This is a genomic window from Vibrio sp. DNB22_10_4 (genome assembly GCF_052879755.1).
This window is the reverse complement of sequence record NZ_JBNNXW010000010.1, coordinates 101,586-122,876: the sequence shown is the minus strand read 5'-3', so window position 1 is coordinate 122,876 and position 21,291 is coordinate 101,586. Positions and strand designations below refer to the sequence as shown.

The 21,291-nt window shown below is 48.0% G+C and carries 15 protein-coding genes; 6 read left to right on the top strand and 9 right to left on the bottom strand.

Translation table 11 applies throughout. The annotated features are described in order from the left end of the window. The first annotated feature begins 1,124 nt into the window (after nt 1–1,124). The 5 genes from ACVA6Q_RS19290 to ACVA6Q_RS19270 all read left to right on the top strand — a co-directional run bounded on the left by ACVA6Q_RS19290 (nt 1,125) and on the right by ACVA6Q_RS19270 (nt 7,636). Nucleotides 1,125–2,843 (top strand): dipeptide ABC transporter ATP-binding protein, encoded by a 1,719-nt coding sequence (locus ACVA6Q_RS19290; protein WP_446648599.1) that lies wholly within the window; start codon nt 1,125–1,127, stop codon nt 2,841–2,843. 85 nt (nt 2,844–2,928) lie between these two features. Next, nucleotides 2,929–4,482: an ABC transporter substrate-binding protein gene (locus tag ACVA6Q_RS19285; RefSeq protein WP_353497448.1), complete on the top strand. Its 1,554-nt coding sequence runs from the start codon at nt 2,929–2,931 to the stop codon at nt 4,480–4,482. Between the two features lie 119 nt (nt 4,483–4,601). Further along, the gene (locus tag ACVA6Q_RS19280; RefSeq protein ID WP_353497447.1) at nt 4,602–5,579 is read left to right on the top strand and encodes an ABC transporter permease; all 978 of its coding nucleotides are present in this window, start codon (nt 4,602–4,604) and stop codon (nt 5,577–5,579) included. A gap of 2 nt (nt 5,580–5,581) precedes the next feature. Further along, nucleotides 5,582–6,523 carry an ABC transporter permease gene (locus tag ACVA6Q_RS19275; protein ID WP_446648598.1) on the top strand — a complete coding sequence of 314 codons (942 nt, stop codon included), beginning with the start codon at nt 5,582–5,584 and terminating at the stop codon, nt 6,521–6,523. Nucleotides 6,524–6,634: 111 nt separating this feature from the next. Further along, nucleotides 6,635–7,636, top strand: a complete 1,002-nt coding sequence (locus tag ACVA6Q_RS19270) for an SPOR domain-containing protein (RefSeq protein ID WP_446648597.1) — start codon at nt 6,635–6,637, stop codon at nt 7,634–7,636. Nucleotides 7,637–7,639: 3 nt separating this feature from the next. Here the strand turns inward: ACVA6Q_RS19270 and ACVA6Q_RS19265 are convergent, their stop codons facing one another. The 9 genes from ACVA6Q_RS19265 to ACVA6Q_RS19225 form a co-directional block, all read right to left on the bottom strand. Then, entirely contained in the window at nt 7,640–8,656 is a 1,017-nt protein-coding gene (locus ACVA6Q_RS19265) for an acyltransferase (RefSeq protein ID WP_446648596.1), read from the bottom strand. A 113-nt stretch (nt 8,657–8,769) separates the two neighbouring features. Next, entirely contained in the window at nt 8,770–10,134 is a 1,365-nt protein-coding gene (locus tag ACVA6Q_RS19260; RefSeq protein WP_446648595.1) for a hypothetical protein, read from the bottom strand. Nucleotides 10,135–10,238: 104 nt separating this feature from the next. Further along, nucleotides 10,239–10,790, bottom strand: a complete 552-nt coding sequence (locus tag ACVA6Q_RS19255) for an ECF-type sigma factor (RefSeq protein ID WP_353497442.1) — start codon at nt 10,788–10,790, stop codon at nt 10,239–10,241. Nucleotides 10,791–10,798: 8 nt separating this feature from the next. After that, nucleotides 10,799–12,259, bottom strand: coding sequence for a chromosome partitioning protein ParA (locus tag ACVA6Q_RS19250; protein WP_446648594.1), 1,461 nt, complete (start codon nt 12,257–12,259; stop codon nt 10,799–10,801). Beyond that, nucleotides 12,256–13,548, bottom strand: coding sequence for a serine/threonine protein kinase (locus tag ACVA6Q_RS19245; protein WP_446648593.1), 1,293 nt, complete (start codon nt 13,546–13,548; stop codon nt 12,256–12,258). Before ACVA6Q_RS19245 ends, ACVA6Q_RS19250 begins: the two co-directional genes overlap by 4 nt. 99 nt (nt 13,549–13,647) lie before the next feature. Further along, nucleotides 13,648–15,135 carry a chitinase gene (locus ACVA6Q_RS19240; RefSeq protein WP_446648592.1) on the bottom strand — a complete coding sequence of 496 codons (1,488 nt, stop codon included), beginning with the start codon at nt 15,133–15,135 and terminating at the stop codon, nt 13,648–13,650. Between the two features lie 275 nt (nt 15,136–15,410). Then, nucleotides 15,411–16,766, bottom strand: a complete 1,356-nt coding sequence (gene gorA, locus ACVA6Q_RS19235; RefSeq protein WP_446648591.1) for a glutathione-disulfide reductase — start codon at nt 16,764–16,766, stop codon at nt 15,411–15,413. Nucleotides 16,767–16,985: 219 nt separating this feature from the next. Next, a complete protein-coding gene (locus tag ACVA6Q_RS19230; RefSeq protein ID WP_446648590.1) occupies nt 16,986–17,684 on the bottom strand; it encodes a glutathione S-transferase family protein in 699 nt (232 codons plus the stop codon). Nucleotides 17,685–17,892: 208 nt separating this feature from the next. After that, nucleotides 17,893–18,732 carry a 23S rRNA (adenine(2030)-N(6))-methyltransferase RlmJ gene (locus ACVA6Q_RS19225; protein WP_446648589.1) on the bottom strand — a complete coding sequence of 280 codons (840 nt, stop codon included), beginning with the start codon at nt 18,730–18,732 and terminating at the stop codon, nt 17,893–17,895. 186 nt (nt 18,733–18,918) lie between these two features. Here ACVA6Q_RS19225 and prlC point away from each other — a divergent pair, with 186 nt between their 5' ends. Beyond that, nucleotides 18,919–20,961, top strand: a complete 2,043-nt coding sequence (prlC, locus tag ACVA6Q_RS19220; protein WP_446648588.1) for an oligopeptidase A — start codon at nt 18,919–18,921, stop codon at nt 20,959–20,961. The last annotated feature ends 330 nt before the right edge of the window (nt 20,962–21,291 follow it).

Genomic DNA, 21,291 nt, shown 5'->3' with positions numbered 1-21,291 from the left:
GGTGAATAGCGCAGCTTGGTAGCGCATCTGGTTTGGGACCAGAGGGTCGGGGGTTCGAATCCCTCTTCACCGACCACCATTCGAAAGCCTCGTCGAAAGACGAGGCTTTTTTCGTATATAGGCTTTATGGTTTTAGGGAAAGCCCATGTGGGTCGAGGGCTGGAAGCCCAGTCCCATCGAATCCCTCTTCACCGACCACTATCCGAAAGCCTCGTCGAAAGACGAGGCTTTTTCGTATGTAGTTTTGCAGTTTTTGAGGAATGCTCATGCGGGTCGGGGGCTGGAAGCCCAGTCGTCGAGTGTCGAACCAATCAAATCCCTCTTCACCGACCACCATTCGAAAGCCTCGTCAAAAGACGGGGTTTTGTCGTTTTCGATGGTTGGAAAACTCCGAAGTGGCGTAGGTGAGTGAACTCAGGAGAGCTAATGAGCTCGATTTCATGACTTTCTCTAGTCTGGTTTCATATGATTGCTGTGATTAAAACGCGAAAGCTTACTCTTCTAGGTACTATTTCTTTCTATAAATAGCCTGATGTGTCTCTTGGAGTAGGCTGAATAACATTTCTACGATTCTTGTGAGATAAGAAATGGTGCTTCGCTCTGCGTTTTCTGGAAAAGCTAGAGTTTTGTTCATAATGATAGCACTGACTATGTTGCAATTTAATGTAGAGTAAAATGTTGCTCACTTTCAAAATCTGAGCATTTAGGCTAGGAAGTGTGATTAAGATCTAGACTTTAGTTCTGCAAATGACTTTGTGACAAAATTTATGTTTCCATGGTGTTAAAATCATTGTGGAATAACTATTCGACGCTGGTTAGTTATTAATGTGGCTAATATCGTGATGTGTAGCGATTTATGATCGTTTTTTAGTGGGTTTTATTGGTGCTACATCAAGTTTTTCAATAGGTCTTACCATTGCTATATGTAGTTAATGTGCATAAATATTTATTTATACTGCTTTAGATTTGCATGAATTCGAATTTTTATCCTATTTTTGTTGCTTTTCTGTGAAAGATTTGCCAAATTGATGCACTTGTAATTAGTCAGCAGAAAATGCTGTCTAAGAATGGATTCAATTTTTCAGACAGGGGCAGAAAACTGCCAAAGCAGTAGAGGTCTGGTAATGTCATTATTAGAAGTTAAAGATCTTCGTATCGAATACCCATCTCGCCATGGGGTACATGCCGCGGTTAAAAATTTGTCGTTCAATATTGAGCGCGGCGAAATTGTTGGTGTTGTGGGTGAGTCTGGTGCAGGTAAATCGACCGTAGGTAATGCGGTCATTGATTTGCTATCACCTCCAGGAACGATCGCTGGTGGCGAAGTGTTCTTGGATGGAGAGAAAATCTCCGGTCTATCTCCTGAACAGATGCGAAAAGTTCGTGGCTCAAAAATCGGGTTTATTTTCCAAGACCCAATGACCTCACTTAATCCACTCTTCACGGTTGAGCAACAATTAAAAGAGACCATCCACGCCAATATGAAGGTGACGGATGAGCAAGCCTATGAGCGCTCGCTTAACCTAATGAAGCAAGTGGGTATCCCACAACCAGAAAACCGTCTTAAACAATACCCACACCAGTTCTCTGGTGGTATGCGTCAGCGTGTGGTTATCGCTATCGCGCTAGCGGGAGAGCCTGAGCTAATCATTGCTGATGAGCCAACCACGGCACTGGATGTATCAATTCAAGATCAAATCTTAGGTTTGATTCGCGACCTGTGCATTAAGAACAACGTGGGTTGTATGCTAGTTACCCATGATATGGGTGTGGTTTCTAACGTGACTGACCGGGTGGCGGTAATGTATCGCGGTGACCTGGTTGAGTTTGGTGCGACTAAGAAAGTGCTGGGTGACCCTGATCATCCATATACACGTAGCCTGATTTCTGCGGTTCCTCGTTCAGACATGAAACTGGATCGCTTCCCACTGGTTAGCTACATCGAAGAAGCTCACGAAATGGAGCCGCTTGATGTGAAAAACCACTGGTTAGGTCAAAGCCAAGACCACCGTGATTACACCGGTCCACTTCTCAACGTAGAGAACGTTAACCTGCGCTTTGTGACCAAAGATTCTTTGTTCGAAAGCCGTCGTGAGTACGTGCAGGCGTCGAACAACGTGAGCTTTGAGGTTCATGAGGGCGAGACATTTGGTCTGGTGGGTGAGTCAGGTTCTGGTAAATCAACCATTGCTCGCGTTATCGCGGGTCTGTACGCGCCAAACTCAGGCAAAGTGACCTTTGAGGGTATTGACTTAACCTCACTTAAGTCGGAGAAAGAGCGCCGTCCAATGCGTCGTCAGATGCAGATGGTGTTCCAAAACCCATACACCTCAATGAACCCGCGTATGAAGATCTACGACATCATCGCTGAGCCAATTCGTTTCCACAAACTGACCGCAAACGAGTCAGAAACCAAACAGATTGTTGAAGATCTGCTTGAGCACGTGGGGCTGGGCAAGATGGCGGGTGTGAAGTATCCGCACGAGTTCTCCGGTGGTCAGCGTCAGCGTATTTCTATCGCGCGTGCACTGGCAACGCGTCCACGTCTATTGATTTGTGATGAGCCTACATCAGCCCTTGATGTATCGGTTCAGGCGCAGATTTTGAACTTACTTAAAGACCTTCAGCAAGAGCTGAACCTCACCATGCTGTTCATCAGTCACGATTTGCCGGTTATCCGTCAGATGTGTGATCGAGTGGGTGTAATGCAGATGGGTACGCTACTGGAAGTGGCACCAACCGAGCAATTGTTTACCGACCCACAACACGAATACAGCCAACACCTGATTTCCTTGATGCCTGAATTTACAGGTTTAAGAGAAGAAGTAGTAAAAACGGCGTAAGCCAAATAAGTTCCTAATGGAAATATAAGCAGAAGCAAACACAACAAAAAGGGATCCGGATCCCCGCATGAAGGAGTTATGCACAATGAAAACCATGAAAAGTAAATTAGCAGTGGCTTTGATGGCAGCTGGCCTGAGCTTTAGCGCTGCAGCGGCAAACATCACCGTAGCATACGACGCTGACCCAGTAACGCTTGATCCACAAGAGCAGCTATCTGGCGGTGTGATGCAGCTTTCACACATGGTATTTGACCCACTAGTACGTTTTAACCAAGACATGGAATTTGAGCCTCGTTTGGCTGAGTCTTGGGATCGTGTCGACAACGAAACTATGCGTTTCAACCTACGTAAAGGTGTTAAGTTCCACTCTGGTAACGAGCTAACGGCTGACGACGTAGTATGGACATTTGCGCGTCTTAAGAAGTCTGCTGACTTTAAAGGTATCTTTGCGCCGCTAGTATCACTGACGAAAGTTGACGACTACACCATCGAAATCAAGACTGACGGTACTTACCCGCTAGTTGAGAACGTGGCAACGTACATCTTCCCAATGGACAGCAAGTTCTACTCAGGTACAGCGGCAGACGGTACAGACAAAGGCGAAATCGTTAAGCACGGTAACTCTTTTGCTTCTACTAACGTTTCTGGTACTGGCCCATTCACGGTCAAATCACGTGAGCAAGGCATCAAGGTTGAGTTTGAGCGTAACCCTAACTACTGGGATACCGCATCAAAAGGTAACGTTGATAACCTAACACTTGTACCAATCAAAGAAGCAGCAACGCGTGTAGCAGCACTTCTTTCTGGCGACGTAGACATGATTGCTCCAGTAGCACCAAACGACTACAAACGTGTGGATAGCGCGAGCAACATCAACCTATACACTATGCCTGGTACGCGTGTAATCACGTTCCAAATGAACCAAAACAGCAACGAAGCGCTGAAAGACGTTCGCGTTCGTCAAGCTATCGTTCACGCCATCAACAACGAAGGTATTGCTAAGAAGATCATGAAAGGTGCTGCGACACCTGCAGGTCAGCAAAGCCCAGTTGGTTACGCGGGTTACAACGAAGAGCTAACACCACGCTACGACCTGAAGAAAGCGAAAGAGCTAATGAAGGAAGCGGGTTACGAGAACGGCTTTACGCTATCTATGATGGCACCAAACAACCGTTACGTGAACGATGACAAGATTGCTCAAGCTGCGGCAGCAATGCTGTCTAAGATCGGCATCAAGGTTGATCTGAAGACAATGCCTAAAGCGCAATACTGGCCAGAGTTTGATAAGTGTGCAGCAGACATGATGATGATCGGCTGGCACCCAGATACAGAAGATTCAGCGAACTTCACAGAGTTCCTAACAATGACTCGTGATGAAACAACGGGTCGTGGTCAGTACAACTGTGGTCACTACTCTAACCCAGAAGTGGACAAGATTGTTGCTGCATCTAACTCTGAGACAGACCTAGCGAAGCGCAGCGCGATGCTTAAGCAAGTTGAAGCAACGCTATACGATGAAGCGGCGTTTGTTCCTCTACACTGGCAAGATCCATCATGGGCAGCGAAGTCTAACGTTGAGATTGGCCCAATCATCAACGGCATGAACTTCCCATACTTTGGTGATCTAGTCGTTAAGTAAGCGGCACTCTCTCGCTGAGTAAGCGACAGATAATCGCGCTCTGCTTTGTTCAGCGAGCAGAGCGCGTTTTTTTAGGCTGAACGAAATTTTTAATGTAATGGATACATAAGGGGCAAGGAATGTTTTCGTTTCTGGTCAAGCGCCTGTTTCAGGCACTGATAGTGATGTTTGTGATCAGTTTGGTGGCGTTTGCCATTCAGGATAACCTGGGCGACCCGTTGCGTGAACTTGTAGGTCAGTCGGTTTCAGAAGCAGAGCGTCAAGCGATGCGAGATGAAATGGGCCTCAACGATCCCTTCATTACGAAATACGCGCGTTTTCTTGGTAACGCGGTACAAGGTGATTTAGGTAACTCATACTTCTTCAAGCGCCCTGCGGTTGAAGTGATTGCGAGCAAACTAGTGGCGACGCTAGAGCTGGTACTGGGTGCCACGTTAATCATAATCTGTTTATCTATCCCTCTTGGGGTCTACTCTGCAATTAACCCGAAGAGTTTCTTTACCAAAGTTGTGATGGCAGGCAGTAGCATCGGTATCTCGATCCCTGTTTTCCTAACCGCAATCATGTTGATGTATGTCTTCTCTATCGAACTGGGCTGGCTCCCGTCCTACGGACGAGGTGAAACCGCAAACTGGTTTGGTTGGGACTCTGGCTTCCTAACGCTTGATGGTCTGGCGCATCTAGTGCTGCCATGTATCGCACTGGCTTCCATTATGTTGCCGCTGTTTATTCGTCTAGTGCGCGCAGAAATGCTAGAAGTGCTGAGCTCTGAATACATCAAGTTTGGTAAGGCGAAAGGTCTAGCGCTGCATAAGATCTACTACCAACATGCGCTTAAAAACACCATGCTGCCGGTATTGACGGTAGGTGGCGTACAAATCGGTACTATGGTGGCGTATACCATTCTAACCGAAACCGTATTCCAGTGGCCTGGTACAGGCTTCCTTTTCCTTGAGGCAATCAACCGTGTAGATACGCCACTTATTACTGCGTACGTTATCTTTGTAGGTCTTATCTTCGTTGTGACGAACACTATTGTCGACCTGCTATACGGCCTGATTAACCCAACTGTAAACCTAACTGGTAAAGGAGCATAACCATGACACAAGCAGTACAAACTGTTCCTTCACGTTGGGACCGTTTCAAACAATCGGATTTTCTGTATTACTTTAAGCGCGACAAGGTTGCGATGACGAGTTTCACTGTCTTTATGGTGATTCTAGTGATGTCGTTGGCCTCGCCGTTGATTGCACCGCATAACCCGTATGATCTCAGTACTATCGACATTATGGATGCCGAGTTGCCACCATCTTGGATGGAAGACGGCGACGCAACCTTCCCGCTGGGTACCGATGAGCAAGGTCGTGATATTCTGTCGACGATTCTTTACGGCTCTCGTCTATCACTAACGATTGGCTTTGCTGCTGTAGGTCTTCAGCTACTTCTAGGTACCGTTATTGGTCTGTCAGCGGGTTACTTCGGTGGTCGTGTTGATAGCTTCCTAATGCGCTTTGCTGACGTTCAGCTATCGTTCTCAACCATGATGGTGGCGATCATTGTTTCGGCTATCTTTAAGGCGAGCTTTGGTAGCGAGTTCTTCAGTCAATATGCGGTGCTGATGCTGGTGGTGATCATCGGTATTGCCGAATGGCCACAGTATGCGCGTACCATCCGTGCTTCGGTACTGGCTGAGAAGAAGAAAGAGTACGTGGAAGCGGCGCGCGTGATGGGCTTTAAAGCACCACGCATCATGTTCCGTCACATTCTGCCAAACTGTTTGTCGCCAATCTTAGTTATCTCAACAGTACAGGTGGCGAACGCGATCATGTCAGAAGCAGCGCTGTCGTTCCTTGGACTTGGTCTACCGGTTGACCAACCGTCGCTGGGTGCACTTATCAGTATCGGCTTTAAGTACATCTTCTCGGGTGCTTGGTGGATCACGGCGTTCCCAGGCCTAGTTCTGATCACTTTGGTACTAGTAATCAACCTATTAGGTGACTGGTTACGTGATGTATTTAACCCGAAAATCTACAAAGGGTGATCGAGAGAGATTGATTTTTAAACCCAATCCTCACTACACTAAGAGTCGCAAATGATTGCGACTCTTTTTATTTGTGTCGCAAATTCCAGATGAAGTGTTCAGGGGATAGGTATGGGCTCTTTCGGCAGAGTTAAGGGATTAGCAAGCGTTTCATCACGCTGGCTGCGCAGTAGTGTTCTGCTCGGGGTATTGACTGTGTCGACGAACGTATTGGCAGACGATGCTCTGTGTGATGCTAGCCAAGCTTCTACGAATCAACTCCCAGTGTTAGCGGAAAACTGCCCCATCGGCAGTGGGGTTTGGGGTAGCAAAGTTCCGGAATCTAAAGACGCTGTTTATTGGATTCAATGTGGGATACTCGAGACGCCGATGCCTCTTGAGCAGGCAATGCCACTGTACTCGGAGATATCCTCCGATGTCTGGATGCTGCCACAGCAGAGCAGTTACCGTTGTTTGATTGGCCCTTACACCGATGTGAATAAAGCCAAGCGGGACTTAATCGAGGTTAAAGGAATAAGCGGCTACGGAGATGCATTTATTCGTGTGGTTGAGCGCAGCGGGAAGATGGTGAGCGCTTCATCTTCCTCTGTTGCGAAGCCCTCCAATCCTACCGGTGTAAAAGCCGCCTTCAGTAAACCACAAGCATCTGAGAAAACCCTTGCCCTTAAGCCTCAGTCTGGCCAAGACAAGTCCCAACCAACACCTCAATCCCAATCGACAGCGCCAAAACCTGCCAAGAAAGCGACAACCATTCCAGCACTGCCTACAACCAAGTCTTCTTCTCTCTCCGTTCGACTCTCTGCACAGGTCGATGGCAAACGCTATGCTGTTCCTTATCTCTCGGGCGGTGACCATCAGTTCTATATGGAGCATGACAAGGCTTGGAATCGTTTAAGCTACAACAGCGCCATTAAGGTATGCAGCGATCTCGATATGCATTTAGTGAGCAACAGTGATTGGCAAGCACTTGTTGGTTCCAAGGTCATGAACAACAACCAGTGGCCGATGCAAATGCCGTATTGGGGAGATGGTCAGAAAGGACTATTTACCAATGGCAAGGTGTCACCACTTAAAGGTAACACCTTGCTGAACGTGGTGTGTGTCGGGAAGTAAACGTTATGGCAGCAACCAGCGAGTTTTTGCGCTGCGAGCGAGCAGCCAGCTGGTGGCCAGCGCCAAACTGCCGCTGATGATGACCCAGAAAGGGATCATATAAATCGGGTGTCCATGGTGCAGTCCTAGCTCATTCATCGGCCATAAAAACAGCGGGTGCAGAATATAGATACCCAAACTGTACTGACTGATAAAGCTCACCACCTTCTTCACTTTTGGTTTTAGATTGTCCGCATATGCCTTACAGACAATGAAAATCATACTTGCCGCGAGAACCGTATTCAGCGTCTTGTATGAGAACCAGCGGCCGACATAATAGCGGTCGGCTTCAATACTGCCTTGCACCACCATGTAGCTGCTTAGTGCCATCGCACCAACGCCAAGGATGACGGAAATCACCACCACGCCGCGACTGGCAGGTAGCTTTTGATACAAAATGTAGCCCAGTGGCAGCAATCCCATATACAGCCAGAACTGCTCACTCCAAGGGCCATCTATACGCATCAAGAATAGCAGGGTCGTCAATAACCAGAGCCCTGTGAACGCATAAAGCGCCCCATCGTCGAATTTACGAACGAAGATTTGCAGAAACGGAATAGCTGCATAAAGTGGGATGAAGTAGTAAAAGAATCCTAGGTGGTAATAAGTTTGGTGATGATAACTCTCAGCGAGGACCTCTTTTACCGTGTCGCCATTAAAACCTTCAATCGTCCAGCCGGACAAATAGGCGTAAAACAGTGACCATACCAGAAACGGGATCAGCACTTTGCCTAATCGGCGCGATAGGTAGTATTTAAGATCGAAAGGGCGCGTATCATTAAGCATGAGAGCGCCAGTGATAAGGATAAACACTGGTACTGCCCAGCGGCTAAAACCATTATAGGTGATCGCTGTTACCCATTCGCCCATTGGGATTTGTCCAAGTTCATGACGGTAAGGCCCAAGCGCATGAATGATGATCACCGCCAGCGCCGCCACACAGCGCATCGCATCAAAGAAATAAACGTGTTTTTTGTCCATTAACAACTCCTTACAGTCTTCACAAACTATAAGGAAGTTTTGCCAACTAAGAAAGGGAGTGGGGATCAGAGTTGTGTAAAAACTGCCCCGCAGGGCAGTTTGAGGATCTCGCGTTACTTCGCGAGTTTAAGCCATTCTCTATATAGGTTGTCAGCCAGATCGTGGTTCTCAGTAAACAATAGCGGCTTAGATTGATTACGACTGTCTTCGTAGGCTACATGCAAGCCTTGGCTTGTTAATGTAGTGAACGAGATCACCCAATCTTCATCGAAGTCGCTAGCACTAAGGACGAGGTCGCCTTGGTCACTAATACGCCATGATCCTTGCATTTCAGTCTCTGGCCAATTGAGTCCCTGTCTTTCCACAATCACGCCACTACCATCCGTGTTGAGGGTAATCTTCGCCATATCTGGGTCCGCCTTGTTAGACGTGGAATCATCCCAGAAGTGATACAAAGTCTTACCAGCAAACTCTGATGTCGTTACCACACGCTTTTCGTAGCCGTTGTCACCAAAGTTTACTTGGCTAGCGACAAACAAATCGTTTTGAGGCGTCACGGTTAGACTGAGCTTTTCACCAAGTAAAATGATGGTCTCTTCGCCGTCAGGAGTAATGTAGCCAGTATCGGTGTAGGTAAGCGAGTGTTCGCCGACTTCGCCGTTGTCATCGATAAAGCTGACTTTATTCTCGTGGAAGGTGATTTCTGAAACCCCCTCTTTGTGGAAATAGTCATCATTGGTCGACACATAGTAATAGGTTGAGCCGACCATCATGTCCTTGACGGTTTTTGGCGATTCGCTAACGTTACCCTTTTCATCAACGATGATGGTGTCTAGATCGACGTCGTTATTTACCTGTTCTGCAATTTTATCTTGGATGTTTGTGAGCTGAGTTTTGATATCAGAAAGGTTCGCTTCTGAGCTGGCGAGATCACTATCTAGTTGCAACGTTAGTGAGCGAGCAATGGCATGCACTTGTTTCGCGTTGGCGTTGGCTTGCTTTGCAGCCACGTAGTCAGTATCTAGGGTGGTGCTGTCGATATTTAAATCTGTCGCGACTTCTTCCAGCGTTTTCTGTTCGAGAACGGCAATGGTTGAGAATGGGCTGACAACTGCGGTGCCTGCTGGTGCCGCGATCTCAAATGTGTTGATCAGCCTGCCGCCTTTATCGGTATCGTAACTGCGACCTGCAACGGCGCGAACGATGACTGGGAACTCGGCATCGGCTTCCGAAATGGTGAACTTACCCTGTGAATCGGTGGTAGCCGTCAACTTCTCGTCGGTTTCAGCAATGTTGTTACGGTTACGGTCAATGTAGACATCAGCGTCTACCAAGTAGCCATCAAGAGCTAGTCGCTGCAACGAAGGCTTAGTTTGCTCACCGCCGCCAGTTGAGGTGCCGGCATCACCATTATCGCTACCGCCGCAGCCAGTAAGAATCAAAGAAACCGCGATGGCGATTGCGCTAAGTTGTTTCATAGGGTCGTTCCTTGTTTGGTTTCACTCGGTTAATGACCCTTTTTTAACCGTTTACTGAATGAGCAACAAGGAACGTAATTGTCACAAAAAACCGTAAAAATAATTTATATCTGTGACTGCATCCAACTGCGAGAGAACTTGAGGTCTTTCTCGATAAGACTGGGGCTGCATTGCAGCATGTCACTGATTTCTTTATTTTTAAGGCCAGCAAAGTAGCGCAATTGGAGCACTTCGGATTGGCGTGGGAAGCGTTTTTTAAGCTCTCCTAAAGCACTATCAAAGCTCATCAGTTGATCAAAGTTCTGTTGGTCTCGCGTGGTCGCGGTTGTCGGTTGGCGCTTTTGTGCGAGGCGTTTTCTGGATTGATCGATAAGGATTTGGCGTACGACCTTGGAGACCAGTAAGAAGAATTGCTTCCGATTCTGCAGATAGCTGACGTCATGCTGGGACAGTTTGACGTAAGCATCATGGATCAGAGCTGTGGTGTTGTTTACCTCTTGCTCGTGGTGTTCTGCATTATCACCAAATTTATCTAAAGCACGCACCCGCTCTTTGTGGGCGATGCTCTTTAGTTGTTCATAGGCATAATGAAACAGTAGCCCCTCTGCCTGCTTATCGCCGTTGTGCCACCGGACGATGATATCTGTCAGTTGCATTGGCGTTCCTATATCCATGAGTTGTTGGCTAATCTTTCCAGTTCGAACACAGCAATGGTGCGAGCTTGCTGTTTGCCGAACTGGTCGACTTGAATGTCTTGAAAGCGGCGATAAATTTTGCCCTCGCTCCACTGATTTTGAGTCGGTAAGAACTCCCATAAGCTATAGCGAGGTGTGTTATCGGTGCTGTACCACTTTACTCCGCTGTTGAGCTGCTCAATACTTGCTGCACTCGAACCGTCGCTGCTGAGCCACCACATATCGCCAAACTCTGCCGTGACATCTTGGGTATAGTCTTGGCGGTTTTTAGTGCATGTTGCTCGCTTACTTTGTAGAACGTGATCCTTGTCGATGTAAAGACAACGAGTGTCACCGGACGCAAGATTACGCTGGCGCCAATAGCCTTGGAAATCGATAGACTGCTTTTCATCTACAGCTGAGGTAAACCATAGGTGCTCGGTCAGATTATCGTGTTCTACCTTAGCCTTCTTGCCCAACCCTTGCGACTTTTGAGTCAGTAGCTTGGTGGTGGTGTTGTAGCTAATTGCCACGGTTCGGTACTTCCAATCGCCCTCATCATCAAAATCTTCGATATCGAATCCATTTAGGTCTAGGTGGGTGCAGCCGGTATGGGCACAAGCGATGAGTCCGCCCCAGTCGGAATAGTCGTCTATCTTCTCAAACTCTTGCTTTTGGTAGCTTTGACTGACATTGACTTCACAGCTGCTGACGGAGCCATCACGGCTGCCATAGTAATCGCCCACATCCGGATAGAGAATTATGCCTCCATCAACAATTTTATAGGTGGTGCTGCCAATTGGGCCGTGATAGTTCGGTTCGTCGCGTCGCGCAGTATCGTAAAAACACAGGTTTCCTCGCCAGTCTCGACGTTTAAGAATTGTGTTGACTAGCTTTACGTCTAATGGCGCTGTGAGCACTTGTTTGGAGGTAAAGTTCTGCTCTATGTATTGCTGGCTGCTTTCTAGGTGTTTGGCGGCTTCATGCACGCTGGCGAGAGGTTTATTCGAGATGCTGAGACTCTCAGGTAGGTTGTTGAGATCCAGTGCGTTGAGTAGCGCTTGAACCTTATCCGTTGACAGCCAGTCACTATCGAGCTTGATGAGGTCGTCGCGATTAGGAGCGGTATCGATGCCAAGCAAGAGACGAACCATATTAAGGCTTTTGCTGGGTGTGGTTGAAGCGAGATTAGGCGTAACCACCTCTTGCGCAGCAACTGTGGCGAGCAGTTTATGTTGGTTGTTGCTGCCTAAGTAAAAGCGAACCTCATCGCCGTCTTTAAACTCAAATTGTCCCTGTTGGGTGTAACCGCGAATCTTGGAGCTGGTCTCGTAGTAGAGGCCTGTGACGGGTGCATCAATAAAGTGGCCTATCTGAATATCAGTTGCGAAAATTTGTGTGCTCGCAAGGGTGGTTACCATGGCCACCCAGGCAGGATTCATACGTTTCATTCTGAGGTTGTACCTATGTCTTGTTGTTCTTGTTCGTCAGAGCCTTGCTCTGGCATTAACATCGCCAATACCAGCTTCTGTTTGATATCAATGGGTAAATCTTGATGGTTCAGTAGCCGCATGCTGGTTAAGTCCAGCATGGCTTTTAGAGAGGTGGCATCACTGTGATGGCCGTGAAACAGTAGCTGCGTCATTTCGAGTAATAGTTCATTGGAGACGCGTTGCTGCTGTTGGAGTTCAAGGTTTTTATTGATTAACGCAGAAACAAAGCCTAAGCCGGAAGTCATGAGTAGCACGGTCAAGGCGCTGGCGAGTGGTCTTCGCTTTAAAAGCTTGCCACATCGATAAAGGGCGTTTGCATCCGGGTGGGAGATGGGCTTATTGTGCTGAAGTGCTTTAATGTCTGACTTCAACTCCGCTATCCGAGAGTATTGAAGTGCACTTGGCTGAGTACACTTTTGATAGACCCATTGCCATTCAGATTTGTGCTGTTGGTTGGGAAACAGTTTGTTGAAAATTTTGCCAAGGGCATAAATGTCGCTTGAGGCATCTACTTTACCGGTTTGTTTTTGCGTTGGACTGGCATAGTCGGCGCTGTAAATGTGCAGATCAGCATAGCGAGCATCATGAGTCGCGATACTAAAATCGATCACCTTGGCGTCGCCATTCTCGTCGACGAGGATATTTTCTGGCTTGAGATCCCCATGGAACACACCTTGCGCATGAGCGTGGTGTATGGCGTCGGTAATATCGAAAAACAGCGCAAGTTTAACGCTATTGCTGGGGCTAGTGGTCAGCCATTGCGTGAGTGATTGACCTTTTACATGTTCAATCACCAAAAATACCGAGGAATCTGTTTCGTTAGCATCCAGTACATTGGCGATATTGGGGTGATTGAGCTTCGCCAGAAGCTGCGCTTCCCAATACAGCATGGTTTTGCCAACCATATTGCTCAGGTGCGGCTCGAACACCTTAATGGCGACGGACTGTTCAAATCGACCATCACATCGCTCGGCCAGATAGACTTGGCTCATACCACCACGCCCAATTCGCTCGCAAACTCGATAGGGACCGAGCTTAGTTTGGGCAATCGCTGAGTCATCGACATGCACACTGGCGTGTCGACCTAATATTTGTGTTAGCTCCGAATGTGTGGTGCTCTGTTCACTGAGTAACTCGAGATGCAGCTTGGGATCTGAGTGTTTTAGTTGATCAAGATATGTGGCTTGCTCAGCCTTATCCATATAGTGGAAGTTGAGCAGCAGCTCTGTGCGATGTCCATGTTTCAATGTCTGGCCAATGCGTCCTTTTTAACCAGGCTAGAGGATACCGAACTGCTGCTCTGTTTTCTATAATAAATCAGTGATTTATAGATATTGGTGATGTTCTTAAGCTGGGCAATTCACTTGCTGCCAAAACCAGTTAGTTTGCGTTGGTGTTTCCCATACGCCAGGTTTGTTTTTGGCGGTAAAACACTTGCCTTGATGAATCACGGTGTCGCCAACCTTAGCTTGAGTGACTCCGGCCTCCCAAACGAGAATACTAGAAGGGGTGTCTGAACCTGTGTCGCCACCACCAGTGTTTCCGCCGCCGGTACCACCATCAGATGGCAATGTATCGACAATACGCACCTCGGGCCAATTAGCGTGAGAGCCGTAGAAGTTGGTAACACACTTTTCATAGTCACCAGGAACCAGTGCCGAATAGGCGGTTTGATATCCCACTAGATTACATTCAAATGAGACGCCACCCGGGCGGTTCGCATGGTACTTCCAGCTTGCTTCCCAGTTGGTGTAGAGCACATCGGTCGCACCATTGAGATTGAGGCTGCCATAAGGTGTTTGTTGCCAGCAGGTGTTGGCTTCATCGGCTTCAATGGGGATCTGGTAGTGTGCCGCTAGCCCCTCCCAATAACGAATACGGTTAACCGGTTGGCCTTTGGTTTTGTTTTGCTCACCACATTCAATACCGCCATTTATGATATTAATGGTGGTGCCAAAACCATAGCCAATTCCCGCGTCAATTTCTCGCTGTGAGGGTTTCCATGTACGGTCAATCACGTGAAGCATGGCGGGCTTAGGTGCTTGTGGAGTTAGGAAGAACCAAATCGCAGAGGCAAGGTTTAACCAAGAATCGGCAACCAGAGCTGGATTGTTAAGTAGTACCGTCGCATCACCATCAAACATCACCTCCGAGAAAGGACCGTAGTTAAAATGGTAGGAAAGCTGTTTGGCGCCGCGACCGAAATATCCTTGATTGGGTGAACATGGCCAGCGTTTGTTTTGCCAGTCATTCTGTCCGCAACCTGTGGTATAGCCTTCTTGACCTTCAGACCATCCCATCTCACGCACATGAACTAAAGCTTGCTGCCACTCCTCTAAAGCAAGTGGGTTATCCCAAGTGTTATCCAGCGCGATATGTCCGCCGGTTTCTTGGGCGAAATGGGCAAATGCAGTGACGATGGAGCGCTTACAGATGGCATCGGCATCACGTCCATCGGTGTAGTCGCCACAAAATGCGGGAAACTTACCGATGGCCTGCAAAAAACGCTGGTAGGTGTACTCTGGAGCTGCCATTTGAGTGAGAAAGTCCCATTCCGAGCGCGGGAATACGCGCTCGGCACGTTTTACGTTGCCGGGATTGGTCGCCAATCCTGCGTCAATCGCATCGACGACAGTGTTTGGTGCAGTGGAGAGGGCATTTGCCCATACCGCATACATAGGGTCATTGGTTTGGGCGGCTGCGCTGGCTTGCACTTCACTGCGCAGTAACACGTAACCCGTGGGGTTGGTTGGATCGGGTTGCGGGTTGACTGCAAAAGCGGGCAAGCTGGTGCTGATAAGTGTCGCAGCTGCCAACAAATGAGAAGGTTTCATTTCACGTTCCTTTTATTTAATTTGACTAGTTTGCAGAGACTCATGCTGGATGAGATCTGTTAGCTAGCAGAAAAAACTAAAACAAAGGCTATGTGCTAGTTACTGTGAAAACCATTAATCCTGTGCTTGAGGTTCAAGCGATGCGAGGCGTTTCAAGCTAGGTAGGAATGAGTATTTGCTTGATTACGTAAAGGTGTGTGGTGGTTCGAAACTTTAGATGTAGAACAGCCCAGTCGAAACTGGGCTGAAATCATATTATGTGTGCTGCGCGGTTTTTAGCGCATAGTAACGAACTCTTCAGAGCCCGTTGGGTGGATAGCCACAACAGAATCAAAGTCTGCTTTGGTTGCACCCATCTTCATCGCAACCGCAAAGCCTTGAATCATTTCATCAACCGTAAAGCCGATGCCGTGTAGACCAACCACTTTCTCATCGTCGCCCGCACATACTAGCTTCATCTTACAAGGCTGGCGGTGCTTAGTGACAGCGGTGTACATCGCTGTGAAGCCTGATGTGTACACTTTTACGTTGTCTTCGCCGTACTTAGCTTCAGCTTCTTGTGTTGTTAGACCAATGGTGCCGATAGGTGGGTGGCTAAATACCACGGTAGGAACTAGGTCATAGTCCATCTTCGCGTTTGGTTTGTTGTTAAACAGACGCTCAGAAAGCTGGCGACCGGCTTTAACTGCAACAGGTGTTAGCTCGATACCACCTTCCATGATATCGCCCACACAGTAGATGCCTTCAACGTTGGTTGTTTGGTATTCGTCTACCTTGATGTAGCCGCGATCGTTAGTCTCAACGCCTGTAGCGCTCAGGTTGATTGCGTCTGTTGCTGGGTGACGACCAATTGCCCAGATTAGCTGGTCAACGTTTTGGCTTTCACCGTTCTCTAGGAGCAGAGTCAGACTGCCGTCTGCTTCTTTAACCACTTCTTTTGGCACAGAGTGGGTGTGCAGTGTTGGGCCTTCTGCATCCATTACTTCGACTAGTGTGTCGATGATCATTGGATCGAAGCTACGTAGTGGCGACTCTTTACGAACAAATAGGTGTGTCTCTGTACCCAGTGCACTTAGCACGCCTGCGATCTCAACAGCAATGTAACCCGCACCTACAACAGCAACACGCTTAGGCTGTGCATCTAGGTCGAAGAAGCCGTTTGAGTCGATACCGTATTCAGCACCCGGGATGTTTGGAATGGTTGGGCGACCACCAACAGCGATAAGGATGTGGTCTGCTGTATATAGTTCACCATCAACCTCAACAGTTTTCGCGTCAACGAATTTAGCAAAGCCCTTGATAACGTTTACTTTGTTGTTACCTAGTACGCGATCGTAAGATTGGTGGATACGACCAATGTACGCTTGGCGGCTTTCAACCAGCTTGTTCCAGTCGAAGCCTTTAACGTCAACGTCAAAACCATAGTCTTCCGCGTATAGGTTCATCGCTTCAGCAATTTGCGCGCCGTGCCACATGACCTTTTTAGGTACACAGCCAACGTTTACACAAGTACCGCCTAGGTCTTTCGCTTCGATAAGCGCAACCTTCGCGCCATACATTGCCGCACGGTTTGCAGATGCGATACCGCCGCTGCCGCCACCAATACAGATATAGTCAAAATGCGTTGCCATTACGTTCTCCAAGAGCTTATAAATATTGTGATTGCTTGTACTAAAGCATATTGGGGCGATGTTGTCAGAACTCAACAACCCAAAACGTTAGCCACAATCTCTGTCCGTATAATAAATCGAGTCTAGCAACTTTCTCCAATGGGAAAAAGTTGCGTTGATTATGACTAATAACGATTAATGTCGATGAGTCTGAGGGCGAGCGCCCTCAGAGCGTCATGATTAACCACAGCAGCTACTTGTTCCACAGCCTGATGTTGTAGCCATATCTTTACCTTCCGCCAGATAGGTGTTGGTTAGATAGAAGTTGCTAAACAGCGTATCGAAGTCTTCTGATACGGTTTTCTCGACCAGACCCGACTTGAGAATGTTTTGCTGCCATGCTTGCATCTTAGGTAGACCACAGAAGAAATCATACCCAGAGTGGGCTTTAACAATGGCAGCTCGATGCAGTAGCGGTAGCCATGCCATATCCACATTGCTGAGCGCATCCGATTTAAAGAACTTTGTCTCACCCGACAGTTGGTTCTCTGCTTTTTGGAACGCTTTGATCAGCTTCTCTGCGCGCTCTTCAAAAGTTTGCTGATCTTTACTGCTCATGGTGCCGCACTGAGCAAGATAGTGCTTCGACCCTAGGTAACTCCATGCGCGGTCAAGCGCTCGTTGCTCATTGGTGACGCCTTGCTCTAGCGAACCATATTCATCCTCGATGTACTCAATGATGGCGTCAGACTCAAACAGCGCCGTGCCGGACTCGGTCACCATGACTGGTACTTGCCCATTCGGTGAGATATCTAAAAACCACTGCGGTTTGTCTTTTAGACTGATGTACTCAATCTCGTAAGGGATCTGCTTAGCTTCTAGTGCTGCTGTCACGCGTTGAACAAAGGGACAAATCTTAAAGCTAACAATCTTAATCATGTTGGTTTCCTCACTAGGATGTAATTTGGGTGTACTGCTTCAGTACTTTCACTAGTAAGACGAAGGGTGTTTGAAAAAGACGAAAGTAATTTCAAAAAAGTCGAAATATTTTTCAAGTAAGGGAATAAGGGCAACAAAAAAGCGCAAGCTTGTTATGAAAAACAGACGCTTGCGCTTGGTGTTCTATAAGCTTATTTTCGGGAATTGTTTACTCAGGGACAATCCACTCCACCTTAAAGTGACCCGTTGCAGGGGCAATCTTCTCTTTAAGGTACGGCAGAATCTCTTTCATCTGCTGCTCTAGCATCCAAGGTGGGTTGATAACAATCATGCCCGAAGCTGTCATGCCGCGCTCATTGGTATCAGGAGAAACCCCAAGCTCAATCTGTAGGATCTTGCGGATACCGAGCCCTTCTAGACCATCAATCATGTCGTCGATGTCGTAGCGATTGACCACTGGGTACCAAATTGCGTAGATACCGGTGGCCCAGCGCTTATGGCTTTGTGCAATCGCGGTCACCACATCGCGATACTCTCTGGCGAGCTCGTAGGGTGGATCAATCAGTACTAAGCCGCGACGCTCTGCTGGTGGTAGGCTCGCTTTTAGGCGCTTAAAGCCATCTTCTTTAAAGATCTTAACCTGACGGTCGCGATGGAATTCTTGCTCAAGTAGCGGGAAGTCACTTGGGTGCAGCTCGGTCAATACCATACGGTCTTGCGGGCGCAGATGCGCGCGCGCCACACGTGGGGAGCCTGGGTAGTAGCGCAGAGCATCACCGTTATTTAGCGTATCAATCGACTCAATGTAGCTGGCGATCTCTTCTGGGATGTCTGAGTTACCCCAAAGTTTGCCGATACCTTGCTTGTATTCGCCCGTTTTCTCCGACCATTCATGGGTAAGATCGTAGCGACCTACACCTGAGTGGGTGTCGTGATAAACGAATGGCTTTTCCTTGTTTTTTAGAGAATTAAGGATAAGACTTTGTACTATGTGCTTCACGACGTCGGCATGGTTGCCTGCGTGAAAACTGTGACGATAGCTCAGCAAAATAATGACTCGGTTAGACAATAATGGACGAAGTATAACCTCTTCTTTCCCGAAGCGGCAGAGATCTTACAACTTCGTCTTATCGTAAGGATTGAAATTCGAGTCCAATGACTACATTTATTTAATAATTACGCTCACTTCCTACCCAATGAGTGAGGGAACCCAATAACTAAAAAGGGACGCTGCATGTCAAACCCACTACTGACGTTTACCGACTTACCTCCTTTTTCACAAATTAAACCAGAATATGTGAAACCAGCAGTCGAGCAAGCGATTGATGCCTGCCGCGCGAAGATTGATGCGGTGCTTGAAGGCAATACCAATCCGACTTGGGATAATGTTGTTGCGCCAATCGAAGAGATTGATGACAAGCTAAGCCGCCTTTGGTCACCAGTGAGCCATATGAACTCTGTGGTCAACAGCGACGAGCTGCGCGAAGCGTATGAAAGCTGTTTGCCTATTTTGTCGGAGTACGGCACTTGGGTAGGCCAGCACAAAGGTCTGTATGAAGCTTACAAAGCGATCAAAGCCAGCGATGAGTTTGAGGCGTTAAGCCAAGCTCAGCAAAAAACCATCAAAGATTCACTGCGTGACTTTGAGCTATCTGGTATTGGCTTACCTGCTAACGAGCAGCATCGCTACGGCGAGATCAGCAAGCGCATGTCAGAGCTAGGCTCGCAGTTCTCTAACAATGTGCTCGATGCCACTATGGGCTGGACTAAGCACATCACCGATGAGAAAGAGCTAGTAGGCATGCCGGAATCGGCGCTGGCCGCAGCGAAAGCGGCCGCTGAAGCCAAAGAACTCGAGGGTTATTTATTAACGCTCGATATTCCATCTTATCTTCCAGTTCTCACTTACTGTGATAACCAAGCGCTGCGCCAAGAATTGTATGAAGCATACGTCACTCGCGCCTCTGATCGCGGCCCGACAGCGGGTCAGTGGGACAACACAGATATCATTTCAGAGCAGTTAAAACTGCGCCATGAAATTGCTCGCTTGCTTGGTTTTGGTACCTTCAGTGAGAAATCGCTGGCGACCAAAATGGCTGAGAGCCCGGCGCAAGTGCTTGGCTTCTTGAACGATCTCGCGACGAAAGCCAAGCCTCAAGGTGAACGTGAAGTCGAAGAGCTACGCCAATTTGCCGAAAAAGAGTTTGGCGTCACTGAGTTAAACCTTTGGGATATCGCTTACTACAGCGAGAAGCAAAAGCAGCACCTATTCCAGTTCTCAGATGAAGAGCTGCGCCCATACTTCCCAGAATCAAAAGTGGTTAGTGGCTTGTTCGAGGTGCTTAATCGCGTCTTCGGTATGAAGATTACTGAACGTGAAGGTGTGGATACTTGGCATGAGTCGGTACGTTTCTTTGATATCTTCGATAATGAAGACACGCTGCGCGGCAGCTTTTACTTAGATCTGTATGCACGTGAGCACAAACGTGGCGGAGCATGGATGGACGAATGTCGAGTGCGCCGCACCAATGCTGAAGGTGAACTGCAAACCCCAGTGGCGTACCTAACGTGCAACTTCAACAAACCAGTGGGTGATAAGCCTGCCATGTTCACTCACGATGAAGTGGTGACACTATTCCACGAAACTGGCCACGGCATTCACCACATGCTGACTAAGATCGATACTGGTGCTGTGTCTGGCATTAACGGTGTGCCATGGGATGCGGTCGAGCTGCCAAGTCAGTTCCTCGAAAACTGGTGCTGGGAAGAAGAAGCGCTGGCATTTATATCTGGTCACTATGAAACCGGCGAGCCGCTACCAAAAGCCATGCTCGACAAGATGCTGGCAGCGAAGAACTTCCAATCGGCGATGTTTATCCTGCGTCAGCTTGAGTTCGGTTTGTTCGACTTCACGCTGCACACAGAATACGATCCAGACATCGGCGCACGCGTTCTAGAAACCCTTGCAGATGTGAAATCCAAGGTCGCCGTATTGCCAAGCCTAGAGTGGAACCGCTTCTCACACAGCTTTAGTCACATCTTTGCTGGTGGCTACAGTGCTGGCTACTACAGCTATCTATGGGCAGAAGTGTTGTCTTCAGATGCTTATTCTCGTTTTGAAGAAGAAGGCATCTTTAATAAAGAGACTGGTCAAAGCTTCCTAAACAACATCCTAGAAATGGGTGGCAGTGAAGAGCCGATGGAGCTGTTTAAGCGCTTCCGAGGCCGTGAGCCAGAGATTGATGCATTGCTGCGTCATTCTGGGATTAGTGCTTAGTTAGCCGTTTGCTCCTAGCGTCGCAAGGCAGTGTTATTGTCAATGAATAGGCGATGCGCTAGCGAGCCTTGTTGCTCCTCCCCTTACTAAGGGGAGGCTGGGAGGGGTGCTCTTCTTGCTTTTTGCCTATTGAAATAAAAAGCAAAGAGCCCAAGAGTACCCCCTCTAACGCGCCCCGTTATTAAAGGGGAGAACGTATGCTAGCGCCTATCGTCGCATCGCAACGTGGTCATTCCTCCGATTCAAATGATATATCCGCAGTGAATAACTATTGAATAAAACCCTCCCAGCCCCATTTCGTTACCAAAATGTATCCCCCAGCCACCTTCC

Coding starts and splice junctions, on each gene's coding strand:
- ACVA6Q_RS19290 (WP_446648599.1), top strand. CDS start 1,125: ATGTCATTATTAGAAGTTAAAGATCTTCGTATCGAATACCCATCTCGC.
- ACVA6Q_RS19285 (WP_353497448.1), top strand. CDS start 2,929: ATGAAAACCATGAAAAGTAAATTAGCAGTGGCTTTGATGGCAGCTGGC.
- ACVA6Q_RS19280 (WP_353497447.1), top strand. CDS start 4,602: ATGTTTTCGTTTCTGGTCAAGCGCCTGTTTCAGGCACTGATAGTGATG.
- ACVA6Q_RS19275 (WP_446648598.1), top strand. CDS start 5,582: ATGACACAAGCAGTACAAACTGTTCCTTCACGTTGGGACCGTTTCAAA.
- ACVA6Q_RS19270 (WP_446648597.1), top strand. CDS start 6,635: ATGGGCTCTTTCGGCAGAGTTAAGGGATTAGCAAGCGTTTCATCACGC.
- ACVA6Q_RS19265 (WP_446648596.1), bottom strand. CDS start 8,656: ATGGACAAAAAACACGTTTATTTCTTTGATGCGATGCGCTGTGTGGCG.
- ACVA6Q_RS19260 (WP_446648595.1), bottom strand. CDS start 10,134: ATGAAACAACTTAGCGCAATCGCCATCGCGGTTTCTTTGATTCTTACT.
- ACVA6Q_RS19255 (WP_353497442.1), bottom strand. CDS start 10,790: ATGCAACTGACAGATATCATCGTCCGGTGGCACAACGGCGATAAGCAG.
- ACVA6Q_RS19250 (WP_446648594.1), bottom strand. CDS start 12,259: ATGAAACGTATGAATCCTGCCTGGGTGGCCATGGTAACCACCCTTGCG.
- ACVA6Q_RS19240 (WP_446648592.1), bottom strand. CDS start 15,135: ATGAAACCTTCTCATTTGTTGGCAGCTGCGACACTTATCAGCACCAGC.
- gorA (WP_446648591.1), bottom strand. CDS start 16,766: ATGGCAACGCATTTTGACTATATCTGTATTGGTGGCGGCAGCGGCGGT.
- ACVA6Q_RS19230 (WP_446648590.1), bottom strand. CDS start 17,684: ATGATTAAGATTGTTAGCTTTAAGATTTGTCCCTTTGTTCAACGCGTG.
- prlC (WP_446648588.1), top strand. CDS start 18,919: ATGTCAAACCCACTACTGACGTTTACCGACTTACCTCCTTTTTCACAA.